The organism is Bradyrhizobium cedriense, assembly GCF_054602315.1.
The window spans coordinates 14,859-32,406 of sequence record NZ_JBTSWB010000010.1 but is presented as its reverse complement, the minus strand read 5'-3'; the positions used below and the strand labels follow the sequence as shown (position 1 = coordinate 32,406).

The window sequence follows — 17,548 nt, the reverse complement described above, 5'->3', positions numbered from 1 at the left end:
TTCACCGCGAAATGTCGCCGCTTGATACTGCCGCCACAATATCGAAGAAGAGATCGCCAGATTTCTTACCGCTGATCTCGGTGCACAAATCGTCAACTGATATTGTTGCCGAAATCCCCACCCGCGGATTGAATAGACCCAAACTATCGATTTGGAAACGGTTTGAAACGAAGTTCAGTGCGCTATAAATTATTAGCTGCCGAACATCTACAGAGCGGAAGAGACGGTCCCCTGCCTTAATCTCAAAAAGCGCTTTCGAGTAAATCAGATCGCCCTTTCCGGCGTCAATCATACCGCACCCAGGAAAGCTTGGCTCAATAAGCAGCGTGTCGAGCCCTCGATCGAAGCAGAACATGCGCGAAAGCCGATTACGCTGCTCCTCGATATCGAAGAGTTCTTCCTCCGTGACGTTGTCAGAAGCACCTGCTTGAACTCGTAACTCTCTGTGTGTAGCGCGCAGGTGCACTTCGGCCATGGCCCTTCGTACATCTTCCATCGTCACCTTAGGTGGCGGCCAGCTGACATTGCGCCTCACTTCGTGACAGAAAATCGTGAAAGCCGTTTCGTTGATTAGTCCGCGCCTCGACGGAGACGTAGATGCCATTATCTCCGAGTGTACCCAGCTGAAGAAGCGCATTTTCCAGTCGATGGTGTCCTAGTCGCGGATAAAACTCTGAAATATCACAGACCACGACAAACTTCGCTATTGCGGCGCGTTCAAGGGAGCATTCCATGAACTCGCGCCAGCTGCCGATATCGTCGAAAATGTCTGCTCGTTCTTCGCTCCACCGGTAGCGATAGGAAAAGACTCTTTTGGCGCTTGCTGGAAGTCGGGCAGCTTCAATTTTCTCTGCAATCGCGAGGACAAGAGCAAGGAAATAGAGGTTCCACAACGGGTCCATTTGCGTGGCCCAGCGAAAACCAGTGTAGTTTACGGGAGCGAGCGCAGCGTCATGAGCCGGTGGGTGCCGGCTCAGATGCCCATCAAAATCCCGGTGTATTTCTTGAAGCAGCGTGAGGGTTTCGGTCGGTTTGTCGAAGAAAATGTGATTCTCGACTGGAAACGGAAAAATGTCCGTGTCGCCATGCCTAATCACATTGGCAATGGCCCGCTTGAAGATTTCATCCATTCGAGACCGTTCCGAATTCCTGCATGCAGCCATCGAAGTTGCATGTGCACAATCGTTCTACCCATCGAAGCATTGAGCCGCAAGTAAGCTCCGGCCTACCCCTCCCCCTCGTCGCTCGCGAGCACGCCCTTCACCGCGCGTGCCCAACCCGCCAGCTTCCGCTCGCGTGTGGCCTGGCTCATGTTCGGCTTGAACCGGTGTTCCAGGCGCCAGTTGTCGGCGAACCTGGTCGGCTCCGGATAGACGCCGGCATTGAGGCCGGCGAGGTAGGCGGCGCCCAGCGCCGTGGTCTCCTGGATCACGGGGCGATCGACCGGGGCATCGAGCAGATCGGCGAGGCGCTGCATGGTCCAGTCCGACGCCGTCATGCCGCCGTCGACGCGGAGCACGACGCTGGCGGTCTCCGAGCTCGGCCAGTCCGCGCGCATCGCTGCCCAGAGGTCGAAGGTCTGGTAACAAACGCTTTCCAGCGCAGCATGGGCAAGCTCCGCCGGGCCGGTGTTGCGGGTGAGGCCGAACAGCGCGCCGCGCACGCGCGGATTCCAGTAGGGCGCGCCCATGCCGACGAAGGCGGGGACGAGATAGACGCTCTGCATGGAATCGGATTGATCGGCGAGCGGACCTGTCTCGGCGGCGTGCTTGATGATGCCGAGGCCGTCGCGCAGCCATTGCACGGCGCTGCCGGCGACGAAGATGGAGCCTTCGAGCGCATAGGTGCGCTTGCCGTCGAGCTGGTAGGCGACGGTTGTGAGCAGCTTGTTCTTCGACACGACAGGCGTGGTGCCGGTGTTGAGCAGCGCGAAGCAGCCGGTGCCGTAGGTGGACTTCATCATGCCCGGGCGGAAGCAGGCCTGGCCGATGGTGGCGGCCTGCTGGTCGCCGGCGATGCCCGAAATGGCGATGGGCCCGCCGAACAGGTCGGGCGTGCTCTCGCCGAAGCGCGCGGAGGAATCCTTCACCTCGGGCAGCATCGAGCGCGGCACGCCGATGATCTCCAAGAGCTCGTCGTCCCACTGCCCGGTGTGGATGTTGAACAGCAATGTGCGCGAGGCATTGGTGGCATCGGTGGCGTGCACCTTGCCGCCCGTGAGGCGCCAGAGCAGATAGCTATCGACGGTGCCGAACATCAATTCGCCGCGGGCGGCGCGCGCCCGCGCGCCTGGGACGTGGTCCAGGATCCAGGCGACCTTGGTGCCGGAGAAATAGGGATCGATGATCAGGCCGGTCTTCTGCGAAATCACCGGCTCGCGGCCGTCGGCTTTCAGTTTCGCGCAGATGTCGGCGGTGCGGCGGTCCTGCCAGACGATGGCGCGGTGCACCGCCTGCCCGGTGGCGCGGTCCCACACCACGGTGGTCTCGCGCTGGTTGGTGATGCCGATCGCGGCGATGTCCTTCGCGCTGATGCCGGCCTGCGCGATCGCATCGCGGCACACGCTCACGGTCGAGGTCCAGATGTCCTCGGGCTCGTGCTCGACCCAGCCCGAGGCCGGAAAGTGCTGCGGAAACTCGGCCTGCGCCTTCGCCGCAATGGAAATATCGCCGCGAAACACGATCGCGCGCGAGGAGGTGGTGCCCTGGTCGATGGCAAGGACGAAAGACATGGCGGCTTACCCTGGTGTTTTCTTGGCGCTTTCTTGGCGTTTCCCCTGGGGGATCATTGTCTCGCGGCAAAGGGAGCGGATTGGAGGCGGAAGGTCAAGATTGGATGAGCGGGGCGCTTGCTGACCCTCCCCTGGAGGGCAGGGCTATCGCTTATGGGCAGGGACCGCGGGCTTGCTCCGCCTCCCGCTTGCGGGAGAGGCCGACGCGCGCCGGACGATGCGAAGCATCGTCCCCAGCGCGGCGGGTGAGGGCTCTCACCACTTGGGGATTCTCTCCGCAATTCTCGACAACCCCAGTGCCGAGAAAGCCCCCACCCCAACCCTCCCCCGCAAGCGGGAGAGGGAGTTCACTGCCGCTGCCGCCACACTGTGCATGCCATATGCGATAGCCGTGCAGGAAGCGTGCCTCCAATGCATCTCAGGCCGTTCACGGTCGGATCACCGCCGTCGTCGCGCTGTGCCTATCGCGCAAGACTAGGACCGTTCCCGCAAAGATGTTACACGCCGAATCGTGCCAACGGGGGCGGCATGACTTTCACCTCTTTTCAGTTCGGCGTCTTCGTCGCCGTCGTGTTCGGCGCCTATTACCTGCCGCCGTTGCGCCGTTTCCAGGTGCAGCTGCTCGTGGCCGCCAGCGTGTTCTTCTACGGCTTCGGCCAGCCCGAGCTGCTGCCGCTGCTGCTCGTCGCGGTGCTCGGAACCCATGTCTGCCTGGTGCTCGCGTTCGAGAACCGAGCCGTCTGGATGCCGGCCGGCATCGCCTTCAATCTCGGCCTGCTGGCGTTCTTCAAGTACAAGTTCCTGTTCGTCGATGCCGGCGCCGCCCCTCTGACCGGTGTCGCGCCGCTCGATTTCCTGCTGCGGCTGCCGCTGCCGATCGGCATCTCGTTCTTCGTGTTCCACAACATCAGCCTGCTGGTCGATCTCACGCGCGAGAAGCGCACCGTGCCCCTGCGCGACGTCTTTCTCTACATCATCTTCTTCCCGCAGCTGGTGTCCGGACCGATCACGCGCGCGGCCCAGTTCATGCCGCAGATCGTGCCCAAGCGGATCGGCGACGTCGCCTTCATCGAGGCCGCGAAATGGATTCTCGTCGGCTATTTCTTCAAGCTGTATGTGGCGAACAATCTCAACGAGATGACGTCCTACATGGATTTCCCGCTCTACGAGACGCTGCGCACGCAGGACCGCTGGCTGCTCGTGTTCCTCTACAGCTACCAGATCTATGCCGACTTCTTCGGCTACTCCGCGATCGCGCTCGGCCTCGGTCTCCTGTTCGGCTACCGCCTGCCCGTGAACTTCAACCTGCCCTACATCTCGACATCGTTCTCGGAGTTCTGGACGCGCTGGCATATCTCCCTGTCGACCTGGCTCAGGACCTATCTGTACATTCCCCTCGGCGGCAACCGGCATGGCGTGGGGCGCACCTATCTCAATCTGATGATCGTGATGACGCTGGGCGGGCTCTGGCATGGCGCGAGCCTGAGCTACGCGCTGTGGGGCATGGCGCACGGGCTGTTGCTCGTCATCGAGCGGCCGTTCCTGAAGCTTATCGGCGACGAAAGCCCTGCGGTGCGCCTGATCCGGATGGGAATCGTCTTCTTCTGCGTGACGATGCTCTGGATCTTCTTCAAGCTGCCGAATTTCGACCACGCGCTCGGCTACCTCCAGGGAATGTTCATCGCGACCGACGTCCCCAATCCGCCGAAACTGTTCACCAACCTCGCCCTGCTCTACGCCTTGCCGGTGATCATCCAGCATATCGGCATCGGCGCGCTCGTCGAAGGCCGGTTGCGGCGATGGGAGCCCTATCTCTATGGTGCGCTGGCGGCGCTCGCTTATCTCGAAGCGGGGCCCGACAGCGCGTTCATCTACTTCCAGTTCTGACATGCGGCAGGAACCGACGCTTTCATGGCTGATCAAGTGTGCTTGCGTCGCGGCGGCGCTGCTGCTCGCCTGCGGCCTCGCCACCGCGCGCTTCGGCTCGGCGCTGCAACAGCCGGCCGTCACCACCCGCGACGGCAGCCTCGTCACCCTCAACCGCTATGTGCGGGAGCCCACGCCTGACATCGTGCTGGTCGGCAGCTCGGTGACGTGGCGTCTCAAGGAGGAGTATTTCTCGCTGCCCCGCGTCCGAAATCTGGCGCTGGCCGGAGGCTCGCCGGTGACCGGGCTCGAGATCGTCGCTGGGCAGGCAAGCCTGCCCAGGGTCGTCCTGATCGAGACGAACATTCTTTCGCGCGAGGCCGACCGCGCGCTGACCGAGATATTCTCAGGTGGCGCGCGCGCGGACGCGCTACTGCTACGTCCGGTGCGAACGACGGTCGCGGCCTATGAAACCTGGAATCACGCCGCCCGCGATGCCGTCCAAGCACGCGCCGGGCACGATCGCCTGCTCAACCAACCGCCTGATACGTTCGACAACAAGGTCTATCTCGATCGCGCGCGGGAGCAGATGAACGACGGTGATCCGACCGCGCCGGCACGCGCGAATGTGGTCCGCATCCGACGAGCCATCGACGATCTGCAACGTCGCGGCAGCCGCGTCTTCCTCATGCACGTTCCCTTCGCACCGGAGATCGAGGACACCCGCCTGGTTCGAACGACGCGGGCGATCGTCGACGAGGCCTTCCCGGATCGCGCGCTATGGCTGCCGGTCGAGCCGCCGATGGTCGAACTGCGCTGGGCCGACGGCGTGCATCTCGATGAACGATCGGCCTTGATCGTCGTCCGCGCCATGGAACGGGCGCTGGGCGCGCGAGCAGCAGCGGCTACACCGCCGCCGTTGTGACGCCGCCGTCGATGACGATGGTCTGGCCGGTCATGAAGCTCGAGGCGTCGGAGGCGAGATAGGCGACAGCGCCGGCGATCTCGTCGGGTTCGCCGATGCGGCGGAGCGGCGTGGTGGCGGTGCGGCGCTTCAGATTGGCTTCGTCTTCCCACAGGGCGCGGGCGAAGTCGGTCCTGACCAGGCCGGGCGCGATGCAGTTGACGCGGACGCCTTTCGGGCCCCATTCACCGGCGAGCGAACGGCACAGCGCGAAGTCGGCGGCCTTCGAGATGCCGTAGGCGCCGATCACGGTGGAGCCGCGCAGGCCGCCGATGGACGAGATGATGACGACGGAGCCGTTGCCGCGCTCGGCCATTTGCGGGATCGCCAGCGCGGAGAGCCAGATGTTGCTCTTGACGTTGCTGCCCATGATCTTGTCGAAGGCTTCGTCGGTGATGTCGAGCAGCGGGCCGTAATACGGGTTCACCGCGGCGTTGCAGACGAGGATGTCGATCTTGCCGTAATGCTTCGTCGCGCCTGCGATCAGCGCCTCGACCTCGGCCTTGCGCGCGATGTTGCAGGGGATGACGGCAGCCTCGCCGCCGGCCGCATTGATGCCGTCGGCGACTTCCTTGCAGGCGTCGGCCTTGCGCGAGGAGACCACGACCTTCGCTCCGAGCTTGGCGAGGAGCTCGGCGGAGGAGCGGCCGATGCCGCGGCTGGAGCCGGTGACCACGGCGACCTTGCCGGTGAGATCGAACGGGGTGTTCTTCATTTTGTGACTCTCTGTCTTATCGTCATTCCGGGGCACGCGCATCGCGCGTGAACCCGGAATCCAGAGGTTGTGGCGCGAGATCCCGGGTTCGCGCTACGCGCGCCCCGGGACGACGCCAAGGCGTCAGATCAACCCGCCCGCATCAGCCACGCGGCGCTGGTGGTATTCGGTGTCGCCGAAGGTGTTCTCGATCATGGTGAGACGCTTGAAGTAGTGGCCGATCTTCGCCTCCATGGTCATGCCGATGCCGCCGTGCAACTGGATCGACTGCTGACCGACGAACTTGGCCGACTTGCCGATCTGCACCTTGGCGGCGGCGATGGCGTTGCTGCGCTCACTGGCGTCCTCGAAATCGCCAGCCATGGTCGCGAACATCGACATCGAGCGCGCCTGCTCGGCCGCGACGAACATGTCCGAGGCGCGGTGCTGCAGCGACTGGAACGAGCCGATCGCGACGCCGAACTGCTTGCGGGTCTTGATGTACTCGACCGTCGTCTTGAGCGACTCGTCCATCAGGCCGACCGCCTCGGCGCAAAGCGCGATACGGGCTTCGTCGACGACGCGCTCGATCAGCGGCAGCGAATCCTCGGGATTGCCGAGCACCGCGTCCGGACCGATTTCGACGCCGGTGAAGGTGATGTCGGCCGCATGCAGGCCGTCCTGGGTCGGATAACCCTTCCTGCCGACGCCCTTTGCGTCGGCGGGGACCAGGAACACGCCGATGCCGGACTTGTCGCGGCGCGTGCCCTTGGTGCGCGCGGTGACGATGAGTGTGTCGGCGTTCTCGCCGTTGAGCACGACGAACTTCTCGCCGTCGATCACCCAGCCGTCGCCCTTCTTCTTCGCCGTCGTGGCGACGTCGAACAGATCATAGCGCGAGTTCTTCTCGAGCTGGGCGAAGGCGAGCGTCTTGCTGCCGTCGATGATCCCGGGCACGTGCGCGGCCTTCTGCGCCTCGGTGCCGGCATGGCGCAGGAAGCCGCCGCCGATCACGACGGTCGCGAGATAAGGCTCGAGCACCAGCGCCTTGCCGAGCGCCTCCATCACGATCATGGTCTCGACGCCGCCGCCGCCGAAGCCGCCATCGGCCTCTGCGAAGGGCAGGCCGAGCAGGCCCTGCTCGGCGAGCTTGAGCCAGACCGCTTTGCTCCAGCCGCCCTTCTCCTTCATGTACTTCTTGCGCTGCTCGAAATCGTAGGAATCGGTCAGCAGGCCGTCGATGCTTTCCTTGAGAAGCCGCTGCTCCTCGTTCAGGTCAAAATCCATCTGTCTCTCCAAAAATCGACGGTGGGTGTCATGCCTCGCCGTCGCGTTCCCCTCAGTCGTCATCCCCGCGAAGGCGGGGATCCAGTAAACGCAGCAGCCCGTCGTACTCCCGACTGCCGCGGCGTACTGGGTCCCCCGCCTTCGCGGGGGACGACACCGTCATTGTTGCGTCACAGCCCCAGCACCGCCTTGGCGATGATGTTGCGCTGGATCTCGTTGGAGCCGCCGTAGATCGAGACCTTGCGGTTGTTGAAGTAGCTCGGTGCGATCTGGGCGGTCCAGTCCATGACTTCGTTGGAGCCGTCGTCGCCGTGCACGTCGTAAGGCGCGGCGAACGGGCCGATCACTTCCATCAGCAGCTCGGTGGTGGTCTGCTGGATCTCGGAGCCCTTGATCTTGAGCACGGACGAGGCTGGATTGGGCTTGCCCTTGCCGTGCTTGCCCTCGTCGGCGACGACGCGGAGCTGGGTCAGCTCGAGCGCCTTCAGCTCGATCTCGCAGGCCGCCAGCTTCTCGCGGAACGCGGGATCCTGGAGGATCGGCTTGCCGCCCGATTCGACCCTGGCGGCGAGATCCTTGATGCGGCGGATGCGCTCCTTGGAGACGCCGACGCGCGCGATGCCGGTGCGCTCGTTGCCGAGCAGGAACTTGGCGTAGTCCCAGCCCTTGTTCTCCTCGCCGATCAGGTTCTCGTAGGGCACCTCGACGTCGTCGAAGAAGACCTCGTTGACCTCATGGCCGCCGTCGATGGTCTGGATCGGGCGCACGGTGACGCCCTTCGACTTCATCGAGAACACGATGAAGGAGATGCCCATCTGCTTCTTGGCGTTGTTGTCGGTGCGGCAGAGGCAGAAGATCATGTCGGCGTGCTGGGCCAGCGTGGTCCAGGTCTTCTGGCCGTTGATGATCCACTTGTCGCCCTTGCGCTCGGCCCTGGTCTTGAGCGAGGCGAGGTCGGAGCCGGAGCCGGGCTCGGAGAAGCCCTGGCACCACCAATCGTCGACATTGGCGATGCGCGGCAGATATTTCTTCTTCTGCTCCTCGTTGCCGAAGGTGTAGATCACGGGACCGACCATGCTGACGCCGAAGGCGAGCGGCTGCGGTGCCGGGTGAGCCTGAAGCTCCTCGTTGAAGATGTAGTGCTGCACGGCGGTCCACCCCGTGCCGCCATACTCCTTCGGCCAGTGGCTGACGCCCCAGCCCTTCTTGTTGAGGATGCGCCACCACGTCACCATCTCGTCCTTCGAGAGATGACGGCCTTCGACCATCTTGCGCCGCGTCTCCGGCGGCACGTTGTCGCGGAAGAACTGCCGCACTTCCTCGCGAAACGCCTGCTCTTCCTTCGTGAATGCGAGATCCATCGGATCCTCCTGTGAGCGATTTTGTTCTTACCAAACCCGCCGTCATTCCGGGATGCGCCGTAAGGCGCAGGCCCGGAATGACAGAAACATTTACTGCAGCACCTCGAACAGCCCCGCGGCGCCCATACCGCCGCCGACGCACATGGTGACGACCGCGTATTTCGCCTTGCGGCGGCGGCCTTCGATCAGGGCGTGGCCGGTGAGCCGCGCGCCCGACATGCCGTAGGGATGGCCGACCGAGATCGCGCCGCCGTCGACGTTGATCTTCTCGGGGTCGATGCCGAGCTTGTCGCGGCAGTACAGCACCTGCACCGCGAAGGCTTCGTTGAGCTCCCACAGGCCGATGTCGTCGACGCTGAGGCCGTGGCGCTTCAAAAGGCGCGGCACGGCGAAGACCGGGCCGATGCCCATCTCGTCCGGCTCGCAGCCGGCGGAGACGAAGCCCCGGAAGATGCCGAGCGGCTTGAGGCCGCGCCTGGCGGCTTCCTTGTCGCTCATGATCACGCAGGCGCTGGCGCCGTCGGAGAGCTGGCTGGCATTGCCGGCGGTGACGGTGAAACCGTCGCCGCGCACCGGCTTGAGGCCGGCGAGGCCTTCAGCGGTGGTCTCGGGGCGCGGACCTTCGTCCTGCGCCAGCGTGACCTCCTTCATTGAAACGGCGCCGGTCGCCTTGTCGGTGACCGCCATCTGCGTGGTGATCGGGGCGATCTCGTCCTTGAACTTGCCGCCCTGCTGCGCGGCCGCGGTGCGGCGCTGGCTCTCCAGCGAATATTCGTCCTGCTTCTCGCGCGAGATGCCGTAGCGCTTGGCGACGACCTCGGCCGTGTCGATCATGGGCATGTAGACCTCGCCCTTGATCTTGAGCAGAGCCGGGTCCTGCGCGTGAAAACCGTTCATCTTGTCGTTCTGCACCAGCGAAATCGACTCGCCGCCGCCGCCGACCGCGATCTCGACGCCGTCGAAGAGCACCGAGCGCGCGGCAAGCGCGATCGCCTGCAGGCCGGAGGCGCATTGCCGGTCGATGGTGGTGCCGGCGACCGTGACGGGCAGGCCGGCGCGCAGCAGCGCCTTGCGCGCGATGTTGCCCCCGGTCGCGCCCTGCTGGAGCGCTGCGCCCATCACGACGTCCTCAATCTCCTTCGGGTCGACCTTGGCGCGTGCGACGGCCTCACCGATGGCGTGGCCGAGCAGGGTCGCGCCCTCGGTGGCGTTGAGCGCGCCGCGATAGGCCTTGCCGATCGGGGTGCGGGCGGTGGAAACGATGACGGCGTCGGTCAAGAGCGACCTCCTGATGATTGTTGAGCGGATTGTGACGGTTTCTGTTGCTGGCGCAATTCGTGGCGCGACAATTTTCCGACCGGCGTGCGCGGCAAGTCGTCGACGAACTCGACCTCGGCCGGCAGCTCGTGCTTGCCGAGCTTGCCATTGAGCTGCGCGCGCAGCTCGTCGAGCGAGAACGGCCTTGCGCCGGGTTTCAGCTTGATGAAGGCCTTTGCGGCCTCGCCGCGATACTGGTCGGGGATGCCGAGCACGATCACCTCGTGCACGCCGGGGATGGTATAGATCGCCTGCTCGATCATCTGCGGATAGACGTTGAAGCCGCCGGAGATGATCATGTCCTTCTTGCGATCGACCAGGAAGAAATAGCCGTCGGTATCGACATAGCCGATGTCGCCGGTGAGGAAGCGGCCGTCGACGAAGGCATCCGTGGATCCTTCCGGCCTGTTCCAGTAACCCCTGGTGACGTTCGGGCCCTTGATGCGGATCTCGCCGACTTCGCCCGGCGGAAGCACGCGCCGGGGATCGTCGAGCGCGACGACGTCGAGCTCGATGCCCGGCAGCGTCAGGCCGATCGAGCCGGGCTTGTCCGGGCCCGTCGGCGGGTGGCCGGTGCCGGGCGAGCAGGTCTCGGTCATGCCCCAGCCGCTGCGCAGCTTCTTGCCTACCTTGCGCTCGAAGAAGTTCGCGATCTCCACCGGCAGCGGCGCGCCGCCGGAGCCGATGGTGGCGAGCGAGGAGAAGTCGCGCTTGTCGAGATCGGGCAGCGCCGCGATCGCGATCCACATCGTCGGCACGCCGGGAAAGTAGGTCGCGCGCTTGATTTCGATGTCGCGCATCACCGCCTCGACGTCGAAGCGCTGGTGGAGCGAGATCAGATGGCCGCGGCTGAGCGAGGACAGCAGCACGACGGTGAGCGCATAGATGTGGAACAGCGGCAGCACGCAGATCACGCGCTCGGCGACGTCGCCGCGCGCGGCGCGCGACGGCTTGCCCCAGACATCGTAAATCGACACCGCCGAGGTGAGATTGCCGTGGGTGAGCATGGCGCCCTTGGGCAGGCCCGTGGTGCCGCCGGTATATTGCAGCAGCGCGACGTCGTCTGCGGTCACTGTCGGCCACTCTGCCGGCGCATTCGCGCCCTCGACGAAGGCCTTGAAGGTGACGATGCGGGGATCGTTGGGGATCGCCGCCTGCGGCGTGCCGACCTTGCCCCAATGATCGTCCTCGCAGACGACCAGGCGATCGATCAGGCCCTTCTCCAGGAATTTCAGCGCGGTCGGCAGCAGCGCCTGGAGATTCGAGGTGACAAGCAGGCGCGAGCCGGAGTCCGAGACCTTGTGCGTCAGTGCGATCTCGCCGTCGAGCGGGGAGAGGTGCGCAACGCGGGCGCCGGCCTTGAGCGCACCGAAGAAATTGACGGGGTGGTCCGGCGTGTTGCCGAGGAACAACGCGACGGAAGAGTTCTTGCCGATGCCCTCGCGAAGAAACGCCGCGGCCGCGCGCTCGGCCATCGCGGCGAGCTCGGTGTAGGTGATCGGACGGTCCCGGAATTCCAGCGCCGTACGCGGACCGTACTCAGCGGCGGCCTTCGACAGGAGATCCGGGAGCGTGCCCTCAACGATGGTGTCGTCCCACCGCACGCCCTCGGGGTAAAACTGTTTGCCGGGATGGGTCATTGATTCCTTAAACCACGCAAACCGTCATTCCGGGGCGATGCGAAGCATCGAACCCGGAATCTCGAGATTCCGGGTTCGCCCTGCGGGCGCCCCGGAATGACTGAGAGTTGGAGCATGAAGCCCCCTCACGCCGCTTTCGACGCCGCCGCGAGCGAGGCGAACGTCTTGCCCTCGGCCGCAAGCTTCTTCAGCAGCGCGGCGGGCTCGAGGCTGGGGTCGTTGGTCTCCTTGGCGTAGAACGACAGGCGGTCGGCGATGTGCTTCAGGCCGACGCTGTCGGCCCAGAACATCGGACCGCCGCGGTAGATCGGCCAGCCATAGCCGTAGAGCCAGACCACGTCGATGTCGGAGGGACGCGCCGCAATCCCCTCTTCGAGGATTTTAGCGCCCTCGTTGATCATCGGGTACATCATGCGCTCGAGGATCTCCTCGTCGCTGACGACGCGCTTCTTGCGGCCGAGGCGCAGCAGCGTCTCGTCGATCAGCTTCTCGACCTCGGGATCGGGCAGCGGCGCGCGCGAACCGGCTTCATACTTGTAGTAGCCCTTGCCGGTCTTCTGGCCGAAGCGGCCGGCTTCGCACAGCGCGTCCGCGATCTCGGACTTGATGCCGCGGTCCTTCCGCGAGCGCCAGCCGATGTCGAGGCCGGCGAGGTCGCCCATCGCGAACGGCCCCATCGGCATGCCGAACCTGGTGACGACGGCGTCGACCTGCTGCGGCAACGCGCCTTCGAACAGCAGCTTCTCTGACTGCTTGCCGCGCTGGGCGAGCATGCGGTTGCCGACGAAACCGTCGCAGACGCCGACCACGGCCGGCACCTTTGCGATCTTGCGGGCAATGGTCACGGCGGTCACCAGCGCGTCCGGCGCGGTCTTGTCGGCGCGCACGATCTCGCACAGCTTCATGACGTTGGCCGGCGAGAAGAAGTGCATGCCGAGCACGTCCTGCGGACGCTTGGTCGACTTCGCGATCTCGTCGATGTTGAGGTAGGAGGTGTTGGAGGCGAGCACCGCGCCGGGCTTGGCGTACTGATCGAGCTTGCCGAACACCTCCTTCTTCACCGCCATGGTCTCGAACACGGCTTCGATGACGAGATCGGCATCGCCGACATTCTCGATGCCGACCTTGCCGTCGATCAGCGCCATGCGCTTGGCCGGAGCGTCGGCCGGGATGCCGCCGCGCGCCGCGGTGGCTTCCCAGTTCTTCTGCATCACGCCCATGCCGCGCTTGAGCTGCTCCTCGGCGGTCTCGATCAGGGTGACGGGAATGCCGGCATTGGCGAACGACATCGCGATGCCGCCGCCCATGGTGCCGGCGCCGAGAATGGCGACACGGTTAACGGGGCGCGGCTTGGTGCCTTCGGGGACGCCGGCGATCTTGGCGGCTTCACGCTCGGCGAAGAACGCATAGCGCTGCGCCTTGGACTGGTCGCTGGCGACGAGCTTCAAGAAGCCCTCGCGCTCCTTCTTCAGCCCTTCGTCGAACGGAAGGTCGATGGCGTAGCCGACGGCGTCAGCCGCCGCGAACGGCGCCTCCAGGCCGCGCGACTTCTTGGTCATGGCGGCGACGGCGTTGGTGAAGATCGAGCGGTCGGCCTTGGCCGCCGCGAGCTTGGAATCATCGTCGCGCAGGCGCCGCAGCGGACGCTTCTCGGCCAGCAGCTTGCGCACGAAGGCTTCGCCGCCCGAGGCCGGGCCTTCGACGATCTCCTCGATCAGGCCGTTCTTCAGCGCTTCCGCCGCACCGATGGGGTCGCCGCCGACGATCATCTTGACCGCGAGTTCAGGCCCGACCGCACGGGGCAGGCGCTGGGTGCCACCGGCGCCCGGCAACAGGCCGAGCTTCACCTCGGGCAGGCCGAGCTTGGCTTCTTTCACCGCGACGCGGTAGTGACAGGCCAGCGCGACCTCGAGCCCGCCACCAAGCGCGGTGCCATGGATTGCGGCAACGACCGGCTTCGGTGAATTCTCGATCTCGGACAGCACGTCGTTGAGAGCCGGCGGCTTCGGCGGCTTGCCGAATTCGGTGATGTCGGCGCCGGCGATGAAGGTGCGGCCGGCGCAGGTCAGCACGATGCCCTTGATGGCGGGATCGGCGATCGCGGACTTGATGCACTCGAAGATCCCGCCGCGGACTGCGGCACTCAGCGCATTGACCGGAGGGCTGTCGACCGTGACGATGCCGACCTCATCATGACGCTCAAGCTTGACCACTTCGCTCACGGTGTCCCTCCTTGGGTGGGGATTTACTTTTGTTCGATTTCGCGGTGCGGAATTTAATTCCGCATCTTGACGGCAGGGTTATTTTGAAGCACGGACGTTGTCAACGACTCCGCGCAAGAAGCAGATCAGGGATGAAGCGTACAGGAAAGAAGACTGCGACCGACCGGAATTTCGTCGTCGCGCTTTCTCGCGGACTGGACGTATTGCGCGCATTCCACCCCAATGACGGTCTTCTCGGCAATCAGGAAATCGCGGCGCGGACAAATCTGCCCAAGCCGACCGTGTCGCGGCTGACCTACACGTTGACCAAGCTGGGTTATCTGGCGCCGGTTCCCCGCTTCGAGAAGTACCAGCTCACCCCCGCGGCGATGTCGCTCGGTTACGCCGCGCTCGCCAATCTCGGCGTTCGGCATTTGTCCGAGCCGTTCCGCGAAGAGATGATGCGCGCGACCGGCGGGGCCGTCGCCGTCGGCGGCCGCGACCGTCACAGCATGATCTATTTCGGACAGAGCCGCGGCAGCGAGACGGTCGGCGTTCAACTCGACGTCGGCTCCCGCGTGCCGATTGCAACCAGTGCGATGGGTCGCGCCTATTTCTGGGCGCTCGACGCCGACGATCGCGCAGAGCTCTCGCGGCTGCTGCGCGAGCATTACGGCAGCCGCTGGCCGAAGATGCGCGACGGATTGGAGCGTTCCGGCGAGACCGTGGCGAAATACGGCTTTGCGATATCCGTTGGCGACTGGCACGACGACATCGGTGCCGCCGGCGTCGCGCTCAAGCTCAACGACGGAACCGGACCTTACGCGTTCAATTGCGGTGCGCCCGCATTCCGTTTCACGGAAGAGCGTTTGATCAACGACATTGGACCGCGTCTGCTTGCGATGGTAAGGAACATCGAAGCGGCACTCGGGGGTCTAATGCCGCATTCAAAAAAAGACGTCAGCAAAAAGCTGAAATCAGGAGGGAAAGTTGCACGCTTGGCCGAGGGGTTCAGATAGCTTTTGTCATCGCCGGGAGCGGTTCGCATCGCCCCATCGCTCATCGAACGATGTGAGCGAGACGAGATGACGCAGGCACAGCTCGCGCAGGGGACATCGCCCCTGCTCGCGGTTCGCGACGTCAGCGTCGTGTTCGGCGGAATCATCGCGCTCAACGGCGTGTCCTTCGACATGCACCAGGGCCAGATCCTCGGATTGATCGGCCCCAACGGCGCCGGCAAGACCACGCTCTTCAACTGCCTCTCGCGGCTGTATCAGCCGTCGTCCGGCGACATCCTGATGGACGGCGTGAGCATCCTGTCGCGGCCGCCGCACCGCATCGCCGAGATCGGCATCGGCCGCACCTTTCAGAACGTGGCGCTGTTTCCGAACCTCTCCGTGATGGACAACGTCCGCGTCGGCGCGCATTCGAAGACCTCCAGCGACATCATCAGCGACTCCCTGAGGCTTGCCTGGGTGCGGCGCAGCGAGACCAGCGTCAACAAGAAGGTGCACGAGATCCTCGCCTATCTCGACCTCGAGGACGTCGCCCACACCATCGTCTCCGGCCTGCCCTTCGGTACGCAGAAGCGGGTCGAGCTGGCGCGCGCACTGGCGGCCGATCCGAAGATCCTGCTACTCGACGAGCCTGCCGGCGGCCTCAACCACGAGGAAGTCTACGTGCTCGGAGCTCTCATCCGTCGCATTCGCGACGAACGCCACATGACCGTGCTCCTGGTCGAGCACCACATGGGCCTCGTGATGTCGATCGCCGACCACGTCGTCGCGCTGAATTTCGGCAAGAAGCTCGCGGAGGGGACGCCCGCCCAGGTGCAGGCCGACCCCGACGTCATCAAGGCGTATCTCGGGAGCAAGGACCAATGACGACGCTGCTCAACGTCAAGGACCTGCGCGCCTATTACGGCCAGGTCCAGGCACTCCATGGCCTGTCCTTCTCGCTCAACGAGGGCTCGCTGGTGACGCTGCTCGGTGCCAACGGCGCCGGCAAGACCACGACACTGCGCGCGATCTGCAACATGGTGCGCTCGACCGGGGCGATCGAATTCGAAGGCAAGCCTCTGAACAACCGCTCGACCGAAAGCATCGTGCGGTTCGGCATCGCCCACGTGCCGCAGGGCCGCGGCACCTTCACCACCATGACGGTGGAGGAGAACCTGCAGCTCGGCGCCATCACCCGCAAGGACAGCGCCGGCATCGTCTCCGACATCGAGCGCATGTACGCGCACTTCCCGGTGCTGAAGCAGAGGCACACCCAGGTGGCCGGCACGCTGTCCGGCGGCGAGCAGCAGATGCTCGCGGTCGCCCGCGCGCTGATGCTGCGGCCGCGGCTGATGCTGCTCGACGAGCCGTCCTTCGGCCTCGCACCGCTGGTCGTGCGCGATCTGTTCGGCATCCTCGGCAAGATCAACCGCGAGGACAAGGTGTCGATCCTGGTGGTCGAACAGAACGCGCAGCTCGCGCTCGAGCTCGCCGACCAGGCCTATGTGATCGAGACCGGTCGGATCGTGATGTCGGGCAAGGCCAAGGACATCGCGAACAACGAAGAAATCCGCAAATCCTATCTGGGTTACTGAGGGAGCCGGGACAATGGAACTGTTCACCAACCAGGTCCTGGCCGGCATCGCCACGGGCGCGATCTACGCCTGCATGGCGCTCGCCGTGGTCATGATCTACCAGGCCATCGATCATCTCAACTTCGCACAGGGCGAGATGGCGATGTTCTCGACCTTCATCTCCTGGCAGCTGATGCAGTGGGGCGCGTCCTATTGGGCCGCCTTCCTGATGACGCTGGCATTCTCCTTCGTCGCCGGCATCGCGATCGAGCGCATCCTGTTCAAGCCGCTCGCGAAGGCGCCGGTGCTGACCAACGTCGCCGGCTTCATCGCGCTGTTTGCGATCATCAACTCCTCGGCCGGCCTGATCTGGGACTTCACCATCAAGCAGTACCCGACCCCGTTCGGCTCCTCGCCGTTTCTCGGCAGCCAGCTGATCTCGACCCATCAGGCCGGCATGATCGGCGTCACCGTGCTGCTCTTGCTCGGCCTGTACTTCTTCTTCCAGTACACCCGGATCGGCCTTGCGATGCGCGCGGCCGCCTCGGTGCCTGAATCGGCCCGCCTCGTCGGCATCAACACGAGCTGGATGATCGCGCTGGGCTGGGGCATGGCAACCGCAATCGGCTCGATCGCCGGCATGCTGATCGCCCCGGTCGTGTTCCTCGAGCCCAACATGATGGGCGGCGTCCTGATCTACGGCTTCGCCGCCGCGGTGCTCGGCGGACTGAGCAGCCCGTTCGGTGCCGTCGTCGGCGGCTTCCTGGTGGGCGTCTTCGAGAACCTCGCCGGCACCTACATTCCCGGCGTCGGCAACGAGTTGAAGCTCCCGATCGCGCTCGCGCTGATCATCTCCGTCCTGGTCGTCAAACCCGCTGGCCTGTTCGGCCGGCACATCGTCAAGCGAGTTTGATC

At 64.6% G+C, this 17,548-nt stretch carries 15 protein-coding genes; 6 read left to right on the top strand and 9 right to left on the bottom strand.

Annotation, left to right across the window (positions count from 1 at the left end; all coding sequences use genetic code 11):
- Position 1 precedes the first annotated feature (1 nt).
- From ACYCVF_RS32340 to glpK, 3 genes are all read right to left on the bottom strand, one after another.
- Positions 2-475: a TNF domain-containing protein gene (locus ACYCVF_RS32340; RefSeq protein ID WP_459603695.1), complete on the bottom strand. Its 474-nt coding sequence runs from the start codon at positions 473-475 to the stop codon at positions 2-4.
- A 28-nt stretch (positions 476-503) separates the two neighbouring features.
- Positions 504-1,130 carry a hypothetical protein gene (locus ACYCVF_RS32335; RefSeq protein ID WP_459607025.1) on the bottom strand — a complete coding sequence of 209 codons (627 nt, stop codon included), beginning with the start codon at positions 1,128-1,130 and terminating at the stop codon, positions 504-506.
- A gap of 95 nt (positions 1,131-1,225) precedes the next feature.
- Positions 1,226-2,731 carry a glycerol kinase GlpK gene (gene glpK, locus ACYCVF_RS32330; RefSeq protein WP_459603694.1) on the bottom strand — a complete coding sequence of 502 codons (1,506 nt, stop codon included), beginning with the start codon at positions 2,729-2,731 and terminating at the stop codon, positions 1,226-1,228.
- Positions 2,732-3,259: 528 nt separating this feature from the next.
- On the opposite strand from glpK, the gene ACYCVF_RS32325 reads away from it, so the two are divergent.
- Both ACYCVF_RS32325 and ACYCVF_RS32320 read left to right on the top strand, forming a co-directional pair.
- Positions 3,260-4,618 carry an MBOAT family O-acyltransferase gene (locus ACYCVF_RS32325; protein ID WP_459607023.1) on the top strand — a complete coding sequence of 453 codons (1,359 nt, stop codon included), beginning with the start codon at positions 3,260-3,262 and terminating at the stop codon, positions 4,616-4,618.
- A 1-nt stretch (position 4,619) separates the two neighbouring features.
- Positions 4,620-5,522: a hypothetical protein gene (locus ACYCVF_RS32320; RefSeq protein ID WP_459603692.1), complete on the top strand. Its 903-nt coding sequence runs from the start codon at positions 4,620-4,622 to the stop codon at positions 5,520-5,522.
- Here the strand turns inward: ACYCVF_RS32320 and ACYCVF_RS32315 are convergent.
- The 6 genes from ACYCVF_RS32315 to ACYCVF_RS32290 all read right to left on the bottom strand — a co-directional run bounded on the left by ACYCVF_RS32315 (position 5,503) and on the right by ACYCVF_RS32290 (position 14,082).
- Positions 5,503-6,276, bottom strand: a complete 774-nt coding sequence (locus tag ACYCVF_RS32315; RefSeq protein WP_459603691.1) for an SDR family NAD(P)-dependent oxidoreductase — start codon at positions 6,274-6,276, stop codon at positions 5,503-5,505. The genes ACYCVF_RS32320 and ACYCVF_RS32315 overlap by 20 nt on opposite strands.
- Before the next feature lie 123 nt (positions 6,277-6,399).
- Positions 6,400-7,542 (bottom strand): pimeloyl-CoA dehydrogenase small subunit, encoded by a 1,143-nt coding sequence (gene pimD, locus ACYCVF_RS32310; RefSeq protein WP_459603690.1) that lies wholly within the window; start codon positions 7,540-7,542, stop codon positions 6,400-6,402.
- A gap of 170 nt (positions 7,543-7,712) precedes the next feature.
- Positions 7,713-8,903 (bottom strand): pimeloyl-CoA dehydrogenase large subunit, encoded by a 1,191-nt coding sequence (pimC, locus tag ACYCVF_RS32305; RefSeq protein ID WP_459603689.1) that lies wholly within the window; start codon positions 8,901-8,903, stop codon positions 7,713-7,715.
- A gap of 90 nt (positions 8,904-8,993) precedes the next feature.
- Positions 8,994-10,181, bottom strand: a complete 1,188-nt coding sequence (locus ACYCVF_RS32300) for an acetyl-CoA C-acyltransferase (RefSeq protein WP_459603688.1) — start codon at positions 10,179-10,181, stop codon at positions 8,994-8,996.
- Entirely contained in the window at positions 10,178-11,860 is a 1,683-nt protein-coding gene (gene pimA, locus ACYCVF_RS32295; RefSeq protein ID WP_459603687.1) for a dicarboxylate--CoA ligase PimA, read from the bottom strand. The genes ACYCVF_RS32300 and pimA overlap by 4 nt, the downstream gene beginning before the upstream one ends.
- Before the next feature lie 125 nt (positions 11,861-11,985).
- Complete coding sequence (locus ACYCVF_RS32290) at positions 11,986-14,082, bottom strand: 3-hydroxyacyl-CoA dehydrogenase NAD-binding domain-containing protein (protein WP_459603686.1); 2,097 nt, start codon at positions 14,080-14,082, stop codon at positions 11,986-11,988.
- 131 nt (positions 14,083-14,213) lie between these two features.
- Between ACYCVF_RS32290 and ACYCVF_RS32285 the strand changes: the two genes are divergently transcribed.
- The 4 genes from ACYCVF_RS32285 to ACYCVF_RS32270 all read left to right on the top strand — a co-directional run bounded on the left by ACYCVF_RS32285 (position 14,214) and on the right by ACYCVF_RS32270 (position 17,546).
- Positions 14,214-15,080 carry an IclR family transcriptional regulator gene (locus tag ACYCVF_RS32285; RefSeq protein ID WP_459603685.1) on the top strand — a complete coding sequence of 289 codons (867 nt, stop codon included), beginning with the start codon at positions 14,214-14,216 and terminating at the stop codon, positions 15,078-15,080.
- A 66-nt stretch (positions 15,081-15,146) separates the two neighbouring features.
- The gene (locus ACYCVF_RS32280; protein WP_459603684.1) at positions 15,147-15,944 is read left to right on the top strand and encodes an ABC transporter ATP-binding protein; all 798 of its coding nucleotides are present in this window, start codon (positions 15,147-15,149) and stop codon (positions 15,942-15,944) included.
- Entirely contained in the window at positions 15,941-16,654 is a 714-nt protein-coding gene (locus ACYCVF_RS32275) for an ABC transporter ATP-binding protein (protein ID WP_025033919.1), read from the top strand. The genes ACYCVF_RS32280 and ACYCVF_RS32275 overlap by 4 nt, the downstream gene beginning before the upstream one ends.
- A 13-nt stretch (positions 16,655-16,667) precedes the next feature.
- Positions 16,668-17,546: a branched-chain amino acid ABC transporter permease gene (locus tag ACYCVF_RS32270; protein ID WP_459603683.1), complete on the top strand. Its 879-nt coding sequence runs from the start codon at positions 16,668-16,670 to the stop codon at positions 17,544-17,546.
- Positions 17,547-17,548: the final 2 nt, after the last annotated feature.

Excerpts from the sequence above, each read along its gene's own strand:
- ACYCVF_RS32320 (WP_459603692.1), top strand. The coding sequence starts at position 4,620 with ATGCGGCAGGAACCGACGCTTTCATGGCTGATCAAGTGTGCTTGCGTC.
- ACYCVF_RS32285 (WP_459603685.1), top strand. The coding sequence starts at position 14,214 with ATGAAGCGTACAGGAAAGAAGACTGCGACCGACCGGAATTTCGTCGTC.
- ACYCVF_RS32340 (WP_459603695.1), bottom strand. The coding sequence starts at position 475 with ATGGCCGAAGTGCACCTGCGCGCTACACACAGAGAGTTACGAGTTCAA.
- glpK (WP_459603694.1), bottom strand. The coding sequence starts at position 2,731 with ATGTCTTTCGTCCTTGCCATCGACCAGGGCACCACCTCCTCGCGCGCG.
- ACYCVF_RS32275 (WP_025033919.1), top strand. The coding sequence starts at position 15,941 with ATGACGACGCTGCTCAACGTCAAGGACCTGCGCGCCTATTACGGCCAG.
- ACYCVF_RS32315 (WP_459603691.1), bottom strand. The coding sequence starts at position 6,276 with ATGAAGAACACCCCGTTCGATCTCACCGGCAAGGTCGCCGTGGTCACC.
- pimA (WP_459603687.1), bottom strand. The coding sequence starts at position 11,860 with ATGACCCATCCCGGCAAACAGTTTTACCCCGAGGGCGTGCGGTGGGAC.
- ACYCVF_RS32280 (WP_459603684.1), top strand. The coding sequence starts at position 15,147 with ATGACGCAGGCACAGCTCGCGCAGGGGACATCGCCCCTGCTCGCGGTT.
- ACYCVF_RS32325 (WP_459607023.1), top strand. The coding sequence starts at position 3,260 with ATGACTTTCACCTCTTTTCAGTTCGGCGTCTTCGTCGCCGTCGTGTTC.
- ACYCVF_RS32335 (WP_459607025.1), bottom strand. The coding sequence starts at position 1,130 with ATGGATGAAATCTTCAAGCGGGCCATTGCCAATGTGATTAGGCATGGC.
- pimD (WP_459603690.1), bottom strand. The coding sequence starts at position 7,542 with ATGGATTTTGACCTGAACGAGGAGCAGCGGCTTCTCAAGGAAAGCATC.
- pimC (WP_459603689.1), bottom strand. The coding sequence starts at position 8,903 with ATGGATCTCGCATTCACGAAGGAAGAGCAGGCGTTTCGCGAGGAAGTG.
- ACYCVF_RS32270 (WP_459603683.1), top strand. The coding sequence starts at position 16,668 with ATGGAACTGTTCACCAACCAGGTCCTGGCCGGCATCGCCACGGGCGCG.